The sequence below is a fragment of the Peterkaempfera podocarpi genome, from assembly GCF_042466665.1.
In the GTDB taxonomy this organism is placed as follows: domain Bacteria; phylum Actinomycetota; class Actinomycetes; order Streptomycetales; family Streptomycetaceae; genus Peterkaempfera; species Peterkaempfera podocarpi.
The window spans coordinates 6,764,294-6,780,361 of the sequence record NZ_CP162102.1; the positions used below are offsets into that span (position 1 = coordinate 6,764,294).

Annotated in this window: 13 protein-coding genes; 5 read left to right on the forward strand and 8 right to left on the reverse strand. The window is 74.0% G+C overall.

The features are described 5' to 3' along the window. Window positions 1-120 precede the first annotated feature (120 nt). Window positions 121-1,074: a zinc-binding alcohol dehydrogenase family protein gene (locus tag AB0761_RS29820; RefSeq protein WP_377272239.1), complete on the reverse strand. Its 954-nt coding sequence runs from the start codon at window positions 1,072-1,074 to the stop codon at window positions 121-123. Between the two features lie 191 nt (window positions 1,075-1,265). Here AB0761_RS29820 and AB0761_RS29825 point away from each other — a divergent pair, with 191 nt between their 5' ends. Next, a complete protein-coding gene (locus AB0761_RS29825) occupies window positions 1,266-2,075 on the forward strand; it encodes a methyltransferase domain-containing protein (protein ID WP_377272240.1) in 810 nt (269 codons plus the stop codon). A 98-nt stretch (window positions 2,076-2,173) separates the two neighbouring features. On the opposite strand, the gene AB0761_RS29830 is transcribed toward AB0761_RS29825, so the two are convergent. From AB0761_RS29830 to AB0761_RS29855, 6 genes are all read right to left on the reverse strand, one after another. After that, window positions 2,174-3,532 (reverse strand): 8-oxoguanine deaminase, encoded by a 1,359-nt coding sequence (locus AB0761_RS29830; protein ID WP_377272241.1) that lies wholly within the window; start codon window positions 3,530-3,532, stop codon window positions 2,174-2,176. Window positions 3,533-3,542: 10 nt separating this feature from the next. Next, the gene (pucL, locus tag AB0761_RS29835; protein WP_377272242.1) at window positions 3,543-4,457 is read right to left on the reverse strand and encodes a factor-independent urate hydroxylase; all 915 of its coding nucleotides are present in this window, start codon (window positions 4,455-4,457) and stop codon (window positions 3,543-3,545) included. Window positions 4,458-4,463: 6 nt separating this feature from the next. Then, on the reverse strand, window positions 4,464-4,799 hold the full coding sequence (gene uraH / locus AB0761_RS29840) for a hydroxyisourate hydrolase (RefSeq protein ID WP_377272243.1): 336 nt from the start codon (window positions 4,797-4,799) through the stop codon (window positions 4,464-4,466). Continuing rightward, complete coding sequence (gene uraD, locus AB0761_RS29845) at window positions 4,796-5,305, reverse strand: 2-oxo-4-hydroxy-4-carboxy-5-ureidoimidazoline decarboxylase (RefSeq protein WP_377272244.1); 510 nt, start codon at window positions 5,303-5,305, stop codon at window positions 4,796-4,798. Before uraD ends, uraH begins: the two co-directional genes overlap by 4 nt. Window positions 5,306-5,390: 85 nt before the next feature. Next, window positions 5,391-5,768, reverse strand: coding sequence for a helix-turn-helix domain-containing protein (locus tag AB0761_RS29850; RefSeq protein ID WP_377272245.1), 378 nt, complete (start codon window positions 5,766-5,768; stop codon window positions 5,391-5,393). After that, complete coding sequence (locus AB0761_RS29855; protein ID WP_377272246.1) at window positions 5,765-6,013, reverse strand: thiamine-binding protein; 249 nt, start codon at window positions 6,011-6,013, stop codon at window positions 5,765-5,767. The genes AB0761_RS29850 and AB0761_RS29855 overlap by 4 nt, the downstream gene beginning before the upstream one ends. 252 nt (window positions 6,014-6,265) lie before the next feature. Between AB0761_RS29855 and allB the strand changes: the two genes are divergently transcribed. From allB to AB0761_RS29875, 4 genes are all read left to right on the forward strand, one after another. After that, entirely contained in the window at window positions 6,266-7,663 is a 1,398-nt protein-coding gene (allB, locus tag AB0761_RS29860; RefSeq protein WP_377274390.1) for an allantoinase AllB, read from the forward strand. Then, on the forward strand, window positions 7,660-8,841 hold the full coding sequence (gene alc, locus AB0761_RS29865) for an allantoicase (protein ID WP_377272247.1): 1,182 nt from the start codon (window positions 7,660-7,662) through the stop codon (window positions 8,839-8,841). Before allB ends, alc begins: the two co-directional genes overlap by 4 nt. A 421-nt stretch (window positions 8,842-9,262) precedes the next feature. Beyond that, window positions 9,263-10,021 carry an IclR family transcriptional regulator gene (locus tag AB0761_RS29870; RefSeq protein WP_377272248.1) on the forward strand — a complete coding sequence of 253 codons (759 nt, stop codon included), beginning with the start codon at window positions 9,263-9,265 and terminating at the stop codon, window positions 10,019-10,021. Window positions 10,022-10,090: 69 nt separating this feature from the next. Next, a complete protein-coding gene (locus AB0761_RS29875) occupies window positions 10,091-12,715 on the forward strand; it encodes an SCO7613 C-terminal domain-containing membrane protein (protein ID WP_377272249.1) in 2,625 nt (874 codons plus the stop codon). 105 nt (window positions 12,716-12,820) lie between these two features. Here the strand turns inward: AB0761_RS29875 and AB0761_RS29880 are convergent, their stop codons facing one another. Next, window positions 12,821-16,000, reverse strand: coding sequence for a glycosyl hydrolase 115 family protein (locus AB0761_RS29880; protein WP_377272250.1), 3,180 nt, complete (start codon window positions 15,998-16,000; stop codon window positions 12,821-12,823). Window positions 16,001-16,068 lie beyond the last annotated feature (68 nt).

Sequence of the window (16,068 nt, forward strand, 5' to 3'; positions counted from 1 at the left end):
GGGCCTCCCGGCGCGGCCTCGGCCGCGCCGGGAGGCATGCATGTCCGGCCCCGGCCGGGCGGGCGCCGTGCCGGCCGGGAGGGCCGGTGCGGCGCCCGCTGCGGCGTGCGGGCCGGGGGGTCAGCGTGCGGGGTCGAGCAGCAGCTTGCCGATGGTGCGGCGGGCCCGCAGGTCCTCATGGGCCCGGGCCGCCTCGCTGAGCCCGTACGCGTCCCCCACCTGGGGGCGCAGACGGCCGTCGGCGGTCATCGCCATCAGCTCGGCCAGCGGCTCGGCGAACATCCCGGGGCGGCCGATGCAGTGCATCAGCCAGAAGCCCACCACCGAGCGGGACCGGCCCATCAGCTGCGCCGCCTGCAGCGGCGTCGGAGGGACCCGGGACGCCATGCCGTAGGTCACCAGGCGCCCGAAGGGGGCGAGTGCGGCCAGCGAGGCATCAAAGACCGGACCGCCGGTCATCTCCAGGACGACATCGACCTTGCGGCCGCCGTTGGCCTCCACCAGCCGCTCCTTGAGGCCCGAGGGGTCGGCGTCGACGGCGGCGTCCGCACCCAGCTCCAGCGCCAGCGCTCGCTTCTCCGCGGTGGACGCGGTGGCGATCACCCGGCCCGCACCGAACAGCTTCGCCAGCTGCACGGCCAGCGAACCGGTGCCGCCGGCCGCCGCGTGCACCACCACCGACTCGCCCTCGGCGAGCCGGGCGGAGGTGCGCAGCAGATGCCATGCGGTGAGGCCCTGCACCACCAGCGACAGCGCCTGGCCGTCGGTCACCCCGTCCGGTACGTGGTGGGCCATCGCCTCCCACACCGCGGCCCGCTGTGCGTAGCCGCCGTCCTCGGTGAGTGCCACCACCCGCCGGCCGTCCGCGGTGCGGCCGACGACCTCCGCGCCCGGCACCATCGGCAGGGTGGAGCGGGAGAGGTAGGAGTCCTCGACGGTGTGGGTGTCGGCGTAGTTGACGCCGGCGGCCGTGACGTCCAGCAGGAGCTGCCCGGGCCCGGCCACCGGATCGGGCAGGTCGACCACCCGCAGCACCTCGGGTCCGCCGAACTCGGTGATCTGTATCGCGCGCATCGCGACTCCTTCCGCACATGCTACCGACCAGTCGGTATGTCGCCGTGAGCGTATCGGACGCCGCGCCGCCCCCCAAGGGCCGAGGGGCGGGGCCCAAAAGGGCATCTCGAATAGTGATACTCGATTCTCATACTTCGGGATGTGGATCTATGGTGATCCCACTCGCGATCCGCATCGACGAAGGTGGTCCGATGACGTCCCGCACCGTCTACACGCACGGATTCCACGCCAGCGTGCTCCGCTCGCACAGCTGGCGCACCGCCGAGAACTCGGCGGCCTATCTGCTGCCGCACCTCATCCCCGGCGCCGCCCTGCTGGACATCGGCTGCGGCCCGGGCACCATCACCGCCGATCTCGCCGAACGGGTCGGCGGCACCGGGCGGGTGACGGCCGCGGACGCCTCGCAGGAGGTACTGGACCAGGCCCGGCGCACCGCGGCCGACCGCGGCCTGACCAACCTCGACTTCGCCGTCGCCGACATCCATGCGCTGGACTTCCCCGACGACTCCTTCGACGTCGTCCACGCCCACCAGGTGCTGCAGCATGTGACCGACCCGGTCCAGGCGCTGCGCGAGATGCGCAGGGTCTGCCGCCCCGGCGGCGTCGTCGCCGCCCGCGACTCCGACTACGCCGCCATGACCTGGTACCCCGAGAACCCCGCCCTCGGGCGGTGGCAGGACCTCTACCGGGCCGTCGCCGCCGCCAACGGCGGGGAGCCGGACGCCGGCCGGATGCTGCTCTCCTGGGCGCAGCAGGCGGGCTTCGCCGAGATCGTCCCGTCCGCCGGCACCTGGTGCTACGCGACCCCCGAGGACCGCGACTGGTGGAGCGGCATGTGGGCGGAGCGGATGACCTCCTCAGCCGTCGCCCGCCAGGCGGTGGAGCAGGGCCGCGCCACCGAGGAGGACCTGCGCTCCATCGCCGAGGGCTGGCGGGAGTGGGGCGCCCGGCAGGACGGCTGGTTCGTGGTGCTGCACGGCGAGATCCTCTGCCGCGTCTAGTGCGGGGGCGGCACTGGCCGCCCCCGCCCGCGCGGCCCGCCGTGCGGCGGAGCCGCGCGGCGGGCGCCGCGCCGCGGCCGGCCCCCACGGGGGTGGGGTCAGCCGCGGGCCGCCAGATTGCGCGCCGCCGCCGCGCAGGTCCGGGCGATGGACTCCTCGTCCGCCCGCACCAGGTGTCCCTGCTCCACCACCGGCCTGCCGTCGACCAGCAGCAGTGCGAGCGGGGGCAGCGCACCCAGGGTGAGGGCGGCCACCGGATCGGCGATGGAGGAGTGCAGTACGCCGTCGATCCGCCACAGTGCCAGATCGGCGAGTTTGCCGGGCTCGACGGATCCGATCTCGGACTGCCGGCCGAGCACCGCGGCCCCGCCCATGGTGCCCAGCCGCAGTACCTGACGGGCCGTCATGGCATCCGGTCTGCCGTGCAGCCGGTTGATCAGCAGGGCGTTGCGCAGCTCGGTGCCCAGCTCGCCCGACTCGTTGGACGCCGTGCCGTCCACCCCGAGGCCCACCGGGACGCCCGCCGCCAGCATGTCCGGCACCCGGGCGATCCCGGCGGCCAGCCGGGCGTTGGAGGAGGGGCAGCGCGCCACCCCCGTCCCGGTGGCGGCGAACTTGGCGATGTCGGAGTCGGCCATATGGACGCAGTGGGCCATCCAGACGTCCTCACCCAGCCAGCCCACGCTCTCGAAGTAGTCCGTGGGGCCCATCCCGAACAGCTCCTTGCAGAACTGCTCCTCCTCGGCGGTCTCCGAACCGTGCGTGTGCAGCCGCACCCCCTTGCGGCGGGCCAGCTCCGCCGCCTCCCGCATCAGTTCGCTGGTCACCGAGAACGGTGAGCAGGGCGCGACGGCGATGTGCAGCATCGACCCGAACGACGGGTCGTGCCAGCGGTCCACCGCCTCCTCGGTGGCCGTCAGGATGTCCTCGGTGCGCTCCACCGCGGAGTCCGGCGGCAGCCCGCCCTCGCTCGCCCCGCGTGACATGGAGCCCCTGGTGGCGGTGAACCGCATGCCCAGCTCGGCCACCGCCTCGATCTCGGCACCCAGGATGTCGCCGCCGCCGCGCGGGAAGACGTAGTGGTGGTCCATCGCCGTGGTGCAGCCGGACTTCAGCAGCGCCGCGGTCGAACCCTGCGCCGCCGCGTGCACCAGCCGGTCGTCGATCCGCGACCAGACCGGATAGAGCGCCACCAGCCAGTCGAAGAGGATGGCGTCCTGGGCCAGGCCCCTGGTGAGCCACTGGTAGAAGTGGTGATGGGTGTTGACCAGTCCGGGTGTCAGCAGATGCCCGGTCCCGTCGATCCTGCGCACCACATCGGTGAGGTCCGACGGGGCGCGCCCCGGGCCCACCGACTCGATCAGGTTGCCCGCCACCACCGCGTGCCCCGAGGCGTACTCGGTGGAGTCGGCGTCCACGGTGGCGACGGCGCAGTTCTCGATCACGATCCGCGCCATGGGCGGCCTCCTAGTCCACGGGGATGACCGGGACCGTGCCCTCGCGGTGCACGGTGCCCTCGATGAGGCCGTACGGCCGGTCGGCCGCGAAGAAGACCTCGTTCTCGTTCTTCAGTCCGTAGGGCGCCATGTCGACGACGAAGTGGTGCTTGTTGGGCAGCTGGAGCCGGATCTCGTCCACCCCGGGCACATGGTCCAGCACCCGGATGCCCATCGCGTGCAGGGTCTGCTGCAGCGAGTAGCTGTAGGTCTCGGCGAAGGCCTCCAGCAGATGGCGGCGCACCTCCGCCCAGCAGGCGTCCCAGTCCGGCTCGGGCTGCCCCGGCGCACCCGTGAAGGAGTGCCGCCAGCGGGCCGTCACCTCGGTGGCCAGCACCCGGTCGTAGGCCTCCTGGAGGGTGGTGTACCGGTCCTTGATGTAGCCCCAGAACTCCGAGTCGGTGGAGTTCATCACCACCAGCCCGTGCAGACCGGAGACCACCTGCAGGGCGCTGCCGTCCCAGACCACCTCGGCGGTGCGCACCTCGCTGCCGCGCCGCACGAAGGAGTGGCCGACCTCCTCCGAGCCGATGAAGCGGCCCTGGGCGCCGGGCGTCCGGATCCGGTCCCAGAAGTACTCCTCGATCCTGATCCTGGCCCGGTGGATCGGCTCCACGTCGTCCACGAAGTGCCGCGCCAGCCTGATCCCGTACTCCTCGGCGGAGCCGATCCCGTACTGCTTGGCGAAGGCGTAGCAGGTGTTCTTGGCGGTGTCGGTGGGGAGGCAGTTGGCGTTGCTGCCGGACAGGTGCACATCGTCGAGGTCGCCGGAGAGGGCGACGGAGACACTGAGGTCCTTGACCTCGTGCCGGGTGCCGCCCCGGGTGATCCGCACCAGGCGGGTCTCCGCCTTGCCGTACTGGTTCTGGCCGAGCACATGGGCCATGGATCCTCAGCTCCCTCGATAGACGGAGTACCCGTACGGACTGAGCAGCAGCGGCACGTGGTAGTGCGGCTGTCCGGGCTCGACGGCGAAGACCACCGACACCTCGGGGAGGAAGGCGGGCTGCGGCAGGTAGTCCCCGGTGCCGAAGCGCAGCCGCAGCACCGCACCGCCGGGCTCCTCGGGGACGGCCGGCAGGTCGCGGCAGCGGCCGTCGGCGTCGGTCGCGGAGACGGCCAGCAGCTGCCAGCCGCCGTCCGCCGCCCGCCGGGACAGCTCCACCCGCACCCCGGGGGCGGGGCGGCCGAGCGCGGTGTCCAGGACATGCGTGGAGATCCCGGTCATGGCGCCTCCTCCAGCAGCCGGCGGAGCCGGATGGCGTTGATCCTCCCCAATTCGCCGCGCACCGTCTCGCGCTCGGCCGCGGGGTCGTGGCCGCAGCGCTCGCGCAGCGCGGCCAGCATGGACTCGGCGCTGCGCCCGGTGGCGCAGATCAGGAAGACATGGCCGAATCGTGCCTCGTACGCGGCATTGGCCTCCCGCAGCTCCCGCAGCAGCCCTTCGCCGGCCCCCCGCACCCCGGACTGCTCACGCCGCGAGACGGCGTCGCCGTCCTTCGGGGCGCCGATCCTGGCGTGCCCGGCCAGCGCCTCGCGCAGCCCGGCCTCGCCGAGCTCCGCCACCGCCGCGTCGCCGGCCGCGAGCAGTGCCGCGCCGTCCGGCCAGGGCCGGGTCGCGGCGACCGCCGAGGCCCAGCCGCGGCTGGCGCAGACCTCGCGCAGCAGTGCGTCCAGCTCGGCGGAGGAGGCGGCGTTGAGCCGGTCGAGACCGGTCTGCGGGTGGTTCGGCACGGGCGGACCTCCGGGGGAGTGGTGCCACCCCAGACAAGCTAGGACCGGCGTCCGGGTGCGTCAACAGAATGTTGAAGGGTCCTGGTTACGGCTGCGTTTCCTGCTGCCGGTTGAGGTAGTTGTAGACCGTGAAGCGGCTGACGCCGAGCGCGGACGCCACCGTCTCCACCCCGTGGCGCACGGTGAACGCCCCCCGCTCCTCCAGCAGGACCACCACCCGCTGCTTGTCGGCCCGGGACAGTGCGGCGAGGGGGCGGCCGCCGAAGCGGCGCTCCATGTCGGACAGCAGCCGGTCCAGCGCGGAGCCCAGATGGGGCAGCCGTACGGCCACCGCCGGTGAACCCTCCCACTCCAGCACCAGGTCCTCCGGGCGGGCCTCGCCCGGCTCCACCGGAACGGCGCCCACGGCATCCAGCAGCGGCTGGATCGCGGCGGCCAGCGGATGGCCCGGCACGGTGCTCACCGTGAACCGTCCTCGACCACGCTGAGCTGCAGGGAGATCCGGGTGGCACCGGCGGCCAAGGTGTCCCGCAGCATCCGGGCGACCGCGGCCAGGGTCTCCTCGGAGCCCCCCTGCGCACTGGTCCCGAACGGCCCCACGTCCACGCTCAGCCCGGCCTCCTCCACGGCTCTGCGGGCCGCCTGGGCGTGCTCGGGGAAGGTCTCCAGCTCGAACGGCTCGGTTGTGAACTCCACCATCAGTCGCACCCCCTCACTCTATCGAGGGACCCCGGCGCCGACCCCTTGCCGACCTGGGGCGATCAGCGGGGCAGCGCCCGCGCCCAGGACCCCGGCGGTGAGCCGCGCGGTGCGGCCCACGGCGCAGCCGCCGGTCCCCGCAGGTCGGGGCGCGGGCGTCGCCCGCCGCGTTGCACCGGGCCGGGCGTTGACGTTCTGTTGAAGCGCGGCCTACGCTCCGAGCTGCGAGCACGCCAGCCCCCGCACCGTCCGGAGGTGCCGTTGCCCAGTCCTCCGCCCGCCCCCGGGTCGGTGTTCCGCTCCCGCCGTGCCGTGCTGCCCGAGGGTGAGCGCCCGGCCGACGTCCTGGTGCGCGGAGGCCGGATCGAGGCGGTGGCGCCCCACGGGTCGCTGGACGCCGACACCGTGACCGATCTCGGTGCCCTCGCCCTGCTGCCGGGTCTGGTGGACAGCCATGTGCATGTGAACGAGCCCGGCCGCACCGAGTGGGAGGGGTTCGACTCGGCGACCCGGGCGGCCGCGGCCGGCGGGGTCACCACAGTTGTCGACATGCCCCTCAACTCGGTGCCGCCCACCACCACCCCCGAGGGGCTGACCGCCAAACGCCGTGCGGCCGACGGCCGGGTCCGGGTGGACGTCGGCTTCTGGGGCGGAGCCGTGCCGGGCAACACCGCCGAACTGGAGCCGCTGCACCGGGCCGGGGTCTTCGGCTTCAAGGGGTTCCTCTCGCCGTCCGGGGTGGAGGAGTTCCCGCAGCTGGAGCCGGCCGACCTGGAGCGGGCGCTGGCCGAGGCCGCGCGGCTGGACGCCCTCGTCATCGTGCACGCCGAGGACCCCGCGGTGCTGGAACTGGCCCCCCGGCGCCCCGGCCGCCGCTACCAGGACTTCCTCGACTCCCGGCCCGGCGGCGCGGAGACCGCCGCCGTCACCCGGCTGCTGGAGGCCGCCCGCCGGACCGGAGCCCGCGTCCATGTCCTGCATGTCTCCTCCGCCGCGGTGCTGCCGCTGCTGGCCCGCGCCCGCGCCGACGGCGTACGGGTGACCGCCGAGACCTGCCCCCACTACCTCTGCCTGACCGCGGCGGAGGTCCCCGACGGCGGCACCGCCTTCAAGTGCTGCCCGCCGATCCGCGACGACGCCAACCGCGAGCGGCTGTGGGAGGCTCTGGCGGCCGGGGAGTTCGCCGCCGTGGTCTCCGACCACTCGCCCTGCACCGCCGACCTCAAACTGCTGGAGCGCGGGGACTTCGCCGCCGCCTGGGGCGGCATCGCCTCCCTTCAGCTGGGGCTGGCCGCCGTCTGGACCGAGGCCCGCCGTCGCGGCCACGGCCTCACCGATGTGGTGCGCTGGATGTCGGCAGGGCCCGCCACGCTCGCCGGACTCCCCGCCAAGGGGGCGATCGCGCCGGGGCGCGACGCAGACCTGGTGGCCTTTGATCCCGACGCCGCCTTCCGCGTCGACCCGGCGGCGCTGCACCACCGCAACCCCGTGACGCCCTACGCCGGCCGGACCCTGACCGGCGCCGTCCGCACCACCTGGCTGCGCGGGCGGGTGGTGGACCCCGCCGCGGCGCCCTTCGGCCGGCTGCTGTCCCGTCCAGGAGAGGCCGCGCCACGTCCAGGAGAGGCCGCGCCACGTCCAGGAGAGGCAGCGTCATGACCCCCGGCAGTGACATCCCCTTCACCGACCTGGTCGACCTGGCCGCCCGCAGGCTGGGCGCAGGAGTGGTCGCCGCGTCCGACGAGTCCTTCGCCGAGAAGGAGAACCTGCTGGTCGCGGCGGCTCCCGAGTTCCGGCCGCACACCTTCGGCCACAAGGGCCAGATCATGGACGGCTGGGAGACCCGCCGCCGCCGCGGCAGCGGGCCCGACCGCCCGTACCCCGCCCCGGACGACCACGACTGGGCGCTGGTCAGGCTGGGCGCCCCCGGTGTCGTCCGGGGAGTGGTGCTGGACACCGCGCACTTCACCGGCAACTACCCGCCGTACGCCGCCGTCCACGCCGCCTCTGTACCGGGCCACCCCTCGCCGGAGGAGCTGCTCGCCGACGGTGTGGAGTGGGTGGAGCTGGTCCCGGAGAGTCCGCTGCGCGGCGACACCGTCCATGAGTTCCCGGTCGCGGTGGAGCGCCGCTTCACCCACGTCAGGCTGACCATCCGGCCGGACGGCGGCGTCGCACGGCTGCGGGTGCACGGGGTCGTCGTCCCCGATCCCAGGGACCTGGCCGGCCTCACCTTCGACCTCGCCGCGCAGGAGCACGGGGGAGTGGCCGAGGCCGCTTCGGACCGCTACTACTCCTCCCCGCACAACCTCAACGCCCCCGGCCGCGCGGCCGTGATGGGGGAGGGCTGGGAGACCCGGCGCCGGCGCGACCACGGGCACGACTGGGTGCAGCTGGCCCTGGCGGGTGCCGGACGGGTACGGGCCGCCGAGATCGACACCACCCACTTCCTGCACAATGCGCCGGGGTGGGCCGCCCTGCTGGGACGTGACGCGGCGAGCGGGGAGGAGTGGTTCGAACTGCTGCCCCGAACCCGGCTGCAGCCCGACACCCGTCACCGCTTCCGGCTCGACGGCTCCCGCACCGCCACCCATGTCCGTCTGGAGGTCCATCCCGACGGAGGGGTGGCGCGGCTGCGGCTCACCGGCAGCCTCACCGAGGACGGGTGCCGTGCGGTGGCCATGCGCTGGTGGGAGCTGCTGCCTGCCGCCGAGGCCCTGACGGCCCTCACCGAGGGCGGTCTGGACCCGGCCGCAGCCGAGGCGCTCACCGCCGCCCGCCCGCTGGGTGACGCCGACGGACGGGCCACGGCGGTGCGGGCCGTCCTCGGCCGCTGACCTCCGCCGCAGCAGGGCGCTCCGGCGAGGCGTCCGACCCCGGCGGGGCCGCCCGTCCTCCTTCCGCGGCCCGGGCGTCGGGCCCGGGTGCGGCCGCCTGCGCATGCCTCCGGGCAGGGCCGCTGACTGCCCGTCCGAGGCCACGGGGGCCCTGTCGCTGAACCGGTGTAGCTCCCCATGGCCGTCCGAGGTGCACGGTTGTGGGGTGGGATGGGGGATGCCGTACCGGCAGCCGTGCGGCCGGCCTTGGTGCCGCTGGCATATGCCCCCGTTGAGCAGGGCTTTCTTGCCGGAAATCTGCCGGGACCGCCGTATCCGGCGGCGGTGCGGCGGATACGCTGGGCACAGCACGGATCCGGTCCGACACCCTTCGTGGTCGCGCCGGTGACGCCGCAGCCACGACCTGGCAGGGGGATCTCGAGTGACCCTTCACGACGTCAGACCCGCACGGCGCAGCCCGGTCCGCTGGGCACTGCGGCTGCTGGAGGCCGTGGACCACCACCGTGTGGCCACCCCGGACACCCTCGCCCGGGAGCTCGATCTGCCCCCGGCTGCAGTGCACCGCACCGTGGCCCTGCTGGAGCAGGAGGGCTATCTGCGAGGGCTGGGCGACGGCGGCTATGTGCTGGGGAGCGCCATGGCATGGTCGGCCTCCGACCGCCACAGCCGGCCGCCGACGCTGCGGGCGGGACTGGACGGCGCGCTGCGGCGGCTGCACGACGAACTCGCCGCGGCGGTGTACTTCGCCGCGTACCGCGACGGAGAGATCGTGCTGGAGGCCGCGGCCACCAGCCCCACGGCCCCTCCGGTGCAGGAGTGGGTGGACTTCCGGGCCGCCGGGCACGCCACCGCGCTCGGCAAGTGCCTGCTCGCCCAACTGGACGACCGGGCCCGGCGCGACCATCTCGCCCGGCACCCCGCCGTCAGGCTCACCTCACGTACCATCACCGGCACCGAGCGGCTGCTGCACGTCCTCGACAGGCAGCCCGCCACCGTGCCGGTGCTGGACCTCCAGGAGTACGCGATCGGCACGGTCTGCGCCGCCGTCCCCGTGACGGCCGGGTCCTCGGCCGGGTGCCTGGCCGTGTCACTGCCGCTCGACCAGGCCCACCGGCTGCGTCGGACCGCCGAACTGCTGGCGGCCCGGGCCGCCCCCGTGCTGCTGACCACCGCTGTGTGATCCGCGGGCCCACCAGAACTGAGTATCCGTACTCATGCCAGGTGCGCCCGCGGCGCCCACACTCCAGCTGTGAATGCCAGCCAGTTGTGCTGCCCCGACTGCGGATCGCCACTCGGCGCCGCGGTACAGGTGGTCGCCTGCCCCCGCTGCGAACTCCCGCTCACCGGCCCGGACGCGCTCGAACTGCGCCGGCTCGACATCGCGCTGACCGGTCTGGACGCTCAGCGTGCGGCGATGCTGCACCGCCGTGCGGTCCTGGTCACCGCCCTGCGACGGCGCCGCGACGCCGACCCCGCCGCCCCGGGTGCGATGTCGGCCGCCCCGCTCGTCCCGGCGCCGCGGACGGGGCCGCAGGGGGAGGTCCGGGCGCCGTCGGTGCAGACCGTGCTGCTGATCCTGGGCGGGCTGCTGGTCGTGGTGGCCGCGCTGGTCTTCACCGCCGTCAGCTGGGGCCGGCTGGGCATCGGCGCGCGTGCCGCCGCCCTGGCCGCGGTCACCGCGGTGGTCCTCGCGGTCCCCGTCCCGCTGCGCCGACGCGGCCTGGCCGCCACCGCCGAGGCGGCCTCCGTCATCGGTGTCGCGCTGGTCCTGCTGGACTGCTACGCCGCACGCGCCGCCGGCCTCGCCGGGCTCCAGCGGTTCGGCACCGCCGCCTGCTTGGCCGTCGAGACCGGGCTCGTCGGGCTGGGATCGGCCGCGTACGGCCGGCTGACCCGGTCGAGGGCGATGCCGGTGGCCGGACTGGTGCTGGCGCAGTCCACCGGGCCGCTGGCCGCGGTCGCCCTCGGGGTGGGCCCGGCGGGGTGGTCCGCCATCACGCTCTGTGTCGCGGTCGTCGACGTCGCGGCGGCGATGCTGTTCCGCCGCCGGACGGCGGAGCCGTCCGGCGGCCCGCTGTCCGGCCTGCTGTCCGGCCCGGTGCTCGCCGTGGCAGCGTGCTGGGCCGTGGCCTCCCTGCTGTTCGGTGCGGCCGGTGCCCTCGCCGCCACCGTGTACGGTCCGGCGCTGCGCTGCTGCGCCTCCCTGGCGGGGACGGCCGTGCTGGGCCCGGCCCTCGCACTACGGCCGGGCAGGCTCACCCCCTCCGCCCGGACCGCGGCCGCCGGTCTGGGCGGGGTCGCCCTCCTCGTCGCCCTCGGCACGCCCCTTCGACTGATGCTGCCCCGCCCGTGGGGGCTGCCCGCCCAGGCCCTGACCGCGGCGCTCCTCGCGATCGCCGTGTTCGCCCTGCACGCCCGGCGGCGGCCCGGCCCGGTCGGCGCCGACCCCGGAGCCGGCGATCTGCCGGCCTCCGCCGCCGACGTCCACGGAGAGGGCCGAACCTGGCCGGGCCCCTGCTCCGTCGGGCTCGCCGCGGCGGGGGTCCTGGTGCTGGGGGCCACAACGGCGACGGCACTCCCGGAACTGCTGCGCGCGGTCGTCCACCCGCTTGTCCGGCTGTCCGGCGCCGGCGGTGACTGGCGGCTGTCGGCCGCCGTACTGGCGGCGGTCGCCCCGGTCGCCGCGGTGCTCGCCGCTGCGGGATTCCTGCTGGGGCGCACCGGCGCGGCGGGTGGCGGTGCCGTGAGGCGTCAGCTGTACGGCGGGGGCCTGTCGATCGCGGTGCTGGTGTGGGCGCTGGTTCCGGTGGCGGCCGGACTGCCGCCCGGTGCGGCGGTGGCGGCGGCCTGGGCTCCGGCGCCCTTTGCCGCAGTAGTGCTGACGCTGCGTCAGCGTTCCGGTGGTGATCCCGCGGTGCCCTTCTGCGGGGTGGCGGTGCCCTTGGCCCTGGCCCTCACCTGGTCGCTGCCGAACCGGGTGGAGACCCTCATGGCATGGGGCGGGTCGGCGCTGCTCGCCATGGTCCTCGCCACGGTACTGCGCGGTGCGGCGGCGGCATGGGCCGGCGGTTTCGCGGTCGTGGTCCTGGGCTTCGAGGCGGCCCGAGGCGGCCTGGTGGCGGGGCTGCCGCTGCATCTGGCGGCGTTCGGGGTGCTCGGGACGGCCGTGGCGACCGTGCCGACGGCCGCGGCCCTGCGCCGCACTGCCGACCGGCGCCGGGTCGGTGCGGCCGTCGAACGGGCCGGCTGCGGTGCGGCCGCAGCCGCGCTGCTGATGGCGGCACCCGACCCCGCCGCGCTCAGTCTCGCCCTCGCCGTCGCCGGTGTCGCCGCCTTCGGCGCCGCCCTGCGCAGCGACCGGCGCCGGGTGGCGCCGGCCGCGGGCGCCACCCTGGTCACGGCCTCCTCCTGGGTACGCCTGGCGATGGCCGGGGTCCATGCCCCGGAGCCGTACAGCCTCACCGTCGCGGTCGCGGCGCTCGTCCTGGGCGGGCTGCGCCGCCGCCGCGCACCCGGGACCACCTCCTGGGCGGCCTATGGCACCGGGCTCACCGCGGGACTGCTGCCGAGCCTGGCCGCGGCCTGGGTGGACCAGCATTGGCTGCGTCCGCTGCTGCTCGGGCTGGGCGCGCTGACGGTGACCCTGCTGGGTGCACACCACCGCCTGCGGGCACCGCTGCTGATGGGCGGCTCCGTGCTGGCCGCCGACGGGCTGCATGAGCTGGCCCCGGGAATCGCCCAGGTCTTCGGCATACTGCCCCGCTGGGTGCCGCTCGCCGCGGCCGGGCTGCTGCTGCTCTTCCTGGGGGCCACCTATGAGCACCGGCTGCGTGACGCCCGCCGGCTGCGCGACGGGCTGCGCAGGCTGGGCTGAGCAGCCCGGCCGAAGGTACGGCGACGGTGAACGCGCGGGCGGGAAACGCGCGGGGCGGGCGCCCGCTGTGGCAGCGGGCGCCCGCCCCGGGACCGTCGACCGGTCTCAGTGCAGCCGGAGGCTCTCCGGCGGGCCCAGGTAGCTGGGCTTGAGACCGCCGGTGTCCACCACCAGCTTCTGCAGCACCACCGTCGGGTCGACCATCCAGAACTTCAGCGTGTGCACTCCGGCGCCGCTGATCTGGTGCACCGTGCTGGTGCGGTTGACGTTGTCCGAGGTGTTGCGCGCCCACTGGTTGTTCATGGTGCCGTCGTCGGCACCGGTCACCGTGGTGATGTTCACGGTCTGGGGGGCGTCGTCGTCAAAGGAGACGGCGTACTTCAGACCGTCCGTCGCCAGGGCGTTGTTGCGCGGCGACAGATACGCCCAGACCGTGACCGGCCCGGTGGTGAACAGGCTGACCGTGTACTCCAGCCGCGGACCCTGGCCGCCCGGGGTCTGGCGGGCCGCGGTCACCGGGAAGGGCTCCATGCCGTCGCCGGTGCGGCCGATGCGCGGGATCCGCACCCAGGAGACACCGGCTGCGCCGACCGCGCGCGAGGTGTGCGCCGCCTCGATGGAGACATAGCCGTTGGCCTCCACAAAGCCCGAGAGCTTCGACCGGGAGACCACCGGGTTGTCGACCACCGCCTGCACCACCACGGTGCTGCCGTTCGGCCCGGAGACGGTGACGGGCAGTCGGGTGGTGCCCTTGGGCGCCCGCGACCAGTCCACCTCCAGGGTGATCCGCTCCTCCTGGGTGACACGGCCGCGGGTGCGGTCGGCGGTCAGCCAGGAGGCGCCGGTGCGCACGGTGTAGTCGAACGCCTTGCTGCCCCGGTTGAACACCTCGATGTACTGGGCCGGCTGGCTCTGGTACGGGCTGAAGACGGGCAGCACCGCGTCGCCCTGCTGCTGCGGCCACCAGGCGTCGGAGCCGTCGATCGCCACGCCCATCTCGGCCGTCGCCGGCAGCTCGATCCGCTTGACGGCGGGGAAGAGCACATCGGGTATGGCGGCGTTGTTGAGCTCGGGCTCCTGCCAGGGGGCGTTGGGGCCGTAGCGGGCGACATCGCCGTAGTCGATGTGGGGCTGGGTCTGGAACCCGTCCCACTTGCCGCCCGCGATCTTGGTGTTGAAGCGGTCGGCCAGCGCGAAGTCGTCGGCGAGCCGCGCCTCCGCGGCGGCCGCCAGGTCGTTGGTGAGGGCGCGGCCCTGCGCCGCGTAGCGGATGTTGGTGAACTCCGCCCTGCGCAGCCGGTAGAGGTTGGCGGTGGCCTGGACCTCGTAGCCGACCAGCTCGTACCAGGAGTCCTGGTTGGCCCCCGGGATCCGCCGGGTGATCCGGTCGGTGGCGGCGGCGAGCTCCTCCCAGTCCTCGGTGACGCGCTCCAGCTCCCGGTAGTCGGTCATGCTGAAGGGCGTGGCCTGGTCGTCGTTGACGATCGCCGAGGAGTCCTTGGCGGGGTCCTTGGCCGGGTCCACGGTGATCCTGCGGTTGAGCAGCTCGGGCTTGCGGCGCGACTGCAGCTGGGCGTACGTGGCCAGCACCTCGGCGATGGCGGAGGACTGCTCCTCGCCGAAGTTCTGCCGGGCGTACTGCTCCTCCCACTCGGGGAGCGACTCCAGCGGCCAGCGGTGCGGAGCCCAGGCGTAGTCCAGGAAGAACTGGGTCGGCAGCTCATTGCCCTTGAGGTCGCCGACGTTGGTCACCCACAGGCCGTGGCTGCCGTAGGTGGCGGTCTGGTTGAGCTGGTCCCACATGTTGGGCAGTGAGGTGGTGTCCACCCACTTGTAGTTGCGGCCGCCGCCCACATAGTCGAAGTGGTAGTAGAGGCCGTAGCTGCCGCTGCGCGGGTCGTTGCGGGTGTCGGGCAGCTTGCGGATGTTGGCCCAGTTGTCGTCGACAAGGACCACGGTGACGTCGTCGGGCGCCCGCAGGCCGCGGTCCCAGTAGCGCTGGACCTCCTTGTAGAGGGTCCACACCTGGGGGATGGTGGTGATGTCCTTGCCGGTGACCTCGGCCAGGATCTGGCGCTGGGTGGCGATGATCTCCGTCATCAGCTCGATGCCGTCGCCGTCGGGCAGGCTGACGTCGCCGTTGCCGCGCATGCCGAGGGTGACCACGCCCTCGAAGTCCTGGTCGACCATGCGCTGGATGCCGTCACGCCAGTACGCCTTGAGCGCATCGGAGTTGTGGCGGAAGGACCACTCGCCGGTGCCCCCGTAGGGGTCGTGGCCGGGGGTCGTGACGGTGCCGGCGCTGTCGCGGACGGCGGCCACGGCGTGGCGGTTCCACTCCTCGATGCCCCGCATCATGGGCGCCTCGTGGGAGGTGCCCATCACGACGCCGTACAGCTTGGCGGTGGCATGGTTCAGCGGGTCGTCCTCGGCGAAGGCGCGGCCCCACACGGCAGGCCACAGGTAGTTGGCCTTGAGGCGCAGCATGACCTCGAAGACCTTGGCGTAGAAGGCCGCGTTGAAGCCGCCCTCGTAGCCGGGGGCCTTGCCGGGGCCGAAGGCCTTGGGTGCCCAGTTGCCGAGCGCGGGGTTCTCGTCGTTGATGAAGAAGCCGCGGTACTTCACCACCGGGGTGCCCTGGGTGTGGCGTCCGGGCAGTACGTGCAGCGCGCTGCGCCGGACCGGGGCGACATCGTCCCACCAGTACCAGGGCGAGACGCCGATGCCGCGGGAGACGTCGTAGACGCCGAAGACGGTGCCGCGCTGGTCGCTGCCGGCGATCACAAAGGCGCGGTCCACGCCCGGCAGCGGGTTCTCCACAACGGTCTGCAGGGAGGTCTCCCACTTGCCGGCGATGCCGCTGACATCCAGCTTGCCGGCGGCGATCAGGCCGTCGACCAGCGGGCTGCGGCCGATGGTGCCGACGATGGCGATCTCGCTCTGCCGCGGGGCCTTGTCCTGGAAGACGGCCGGGCGGACGCCGGTGACCCGCTGGATGTCGGCCTGCAGGTCGCCGACCACCCGGACGACGCCCGGCCAGTCGCTGCCGCTGACCACCAGGGGGACCGCCCGGCCCGACCCGACCAGGGCGAAGCTTCCGGGCTTGGGGGTGAAGGAGATGTAGGAACCGGAGTCGGTGGGCTCCCCCCGGCGGCCCGGCGAGGCCGCGAAGGCCTCGCCGGACAGCCCGAGGGCGGAACCTATGGGGGTGGCCAGAGCAGTGATCCCCAGTCCGATTCCGAGCACCGCGCGGCGGCTCATCCGGTTGCTGGCATGGCTGTCCATAAGGCTCCTGACTAATTTGGTTTCCGCGATGACAAATCTTGGCCACAGTGGGCCATCGAGGCAATGGT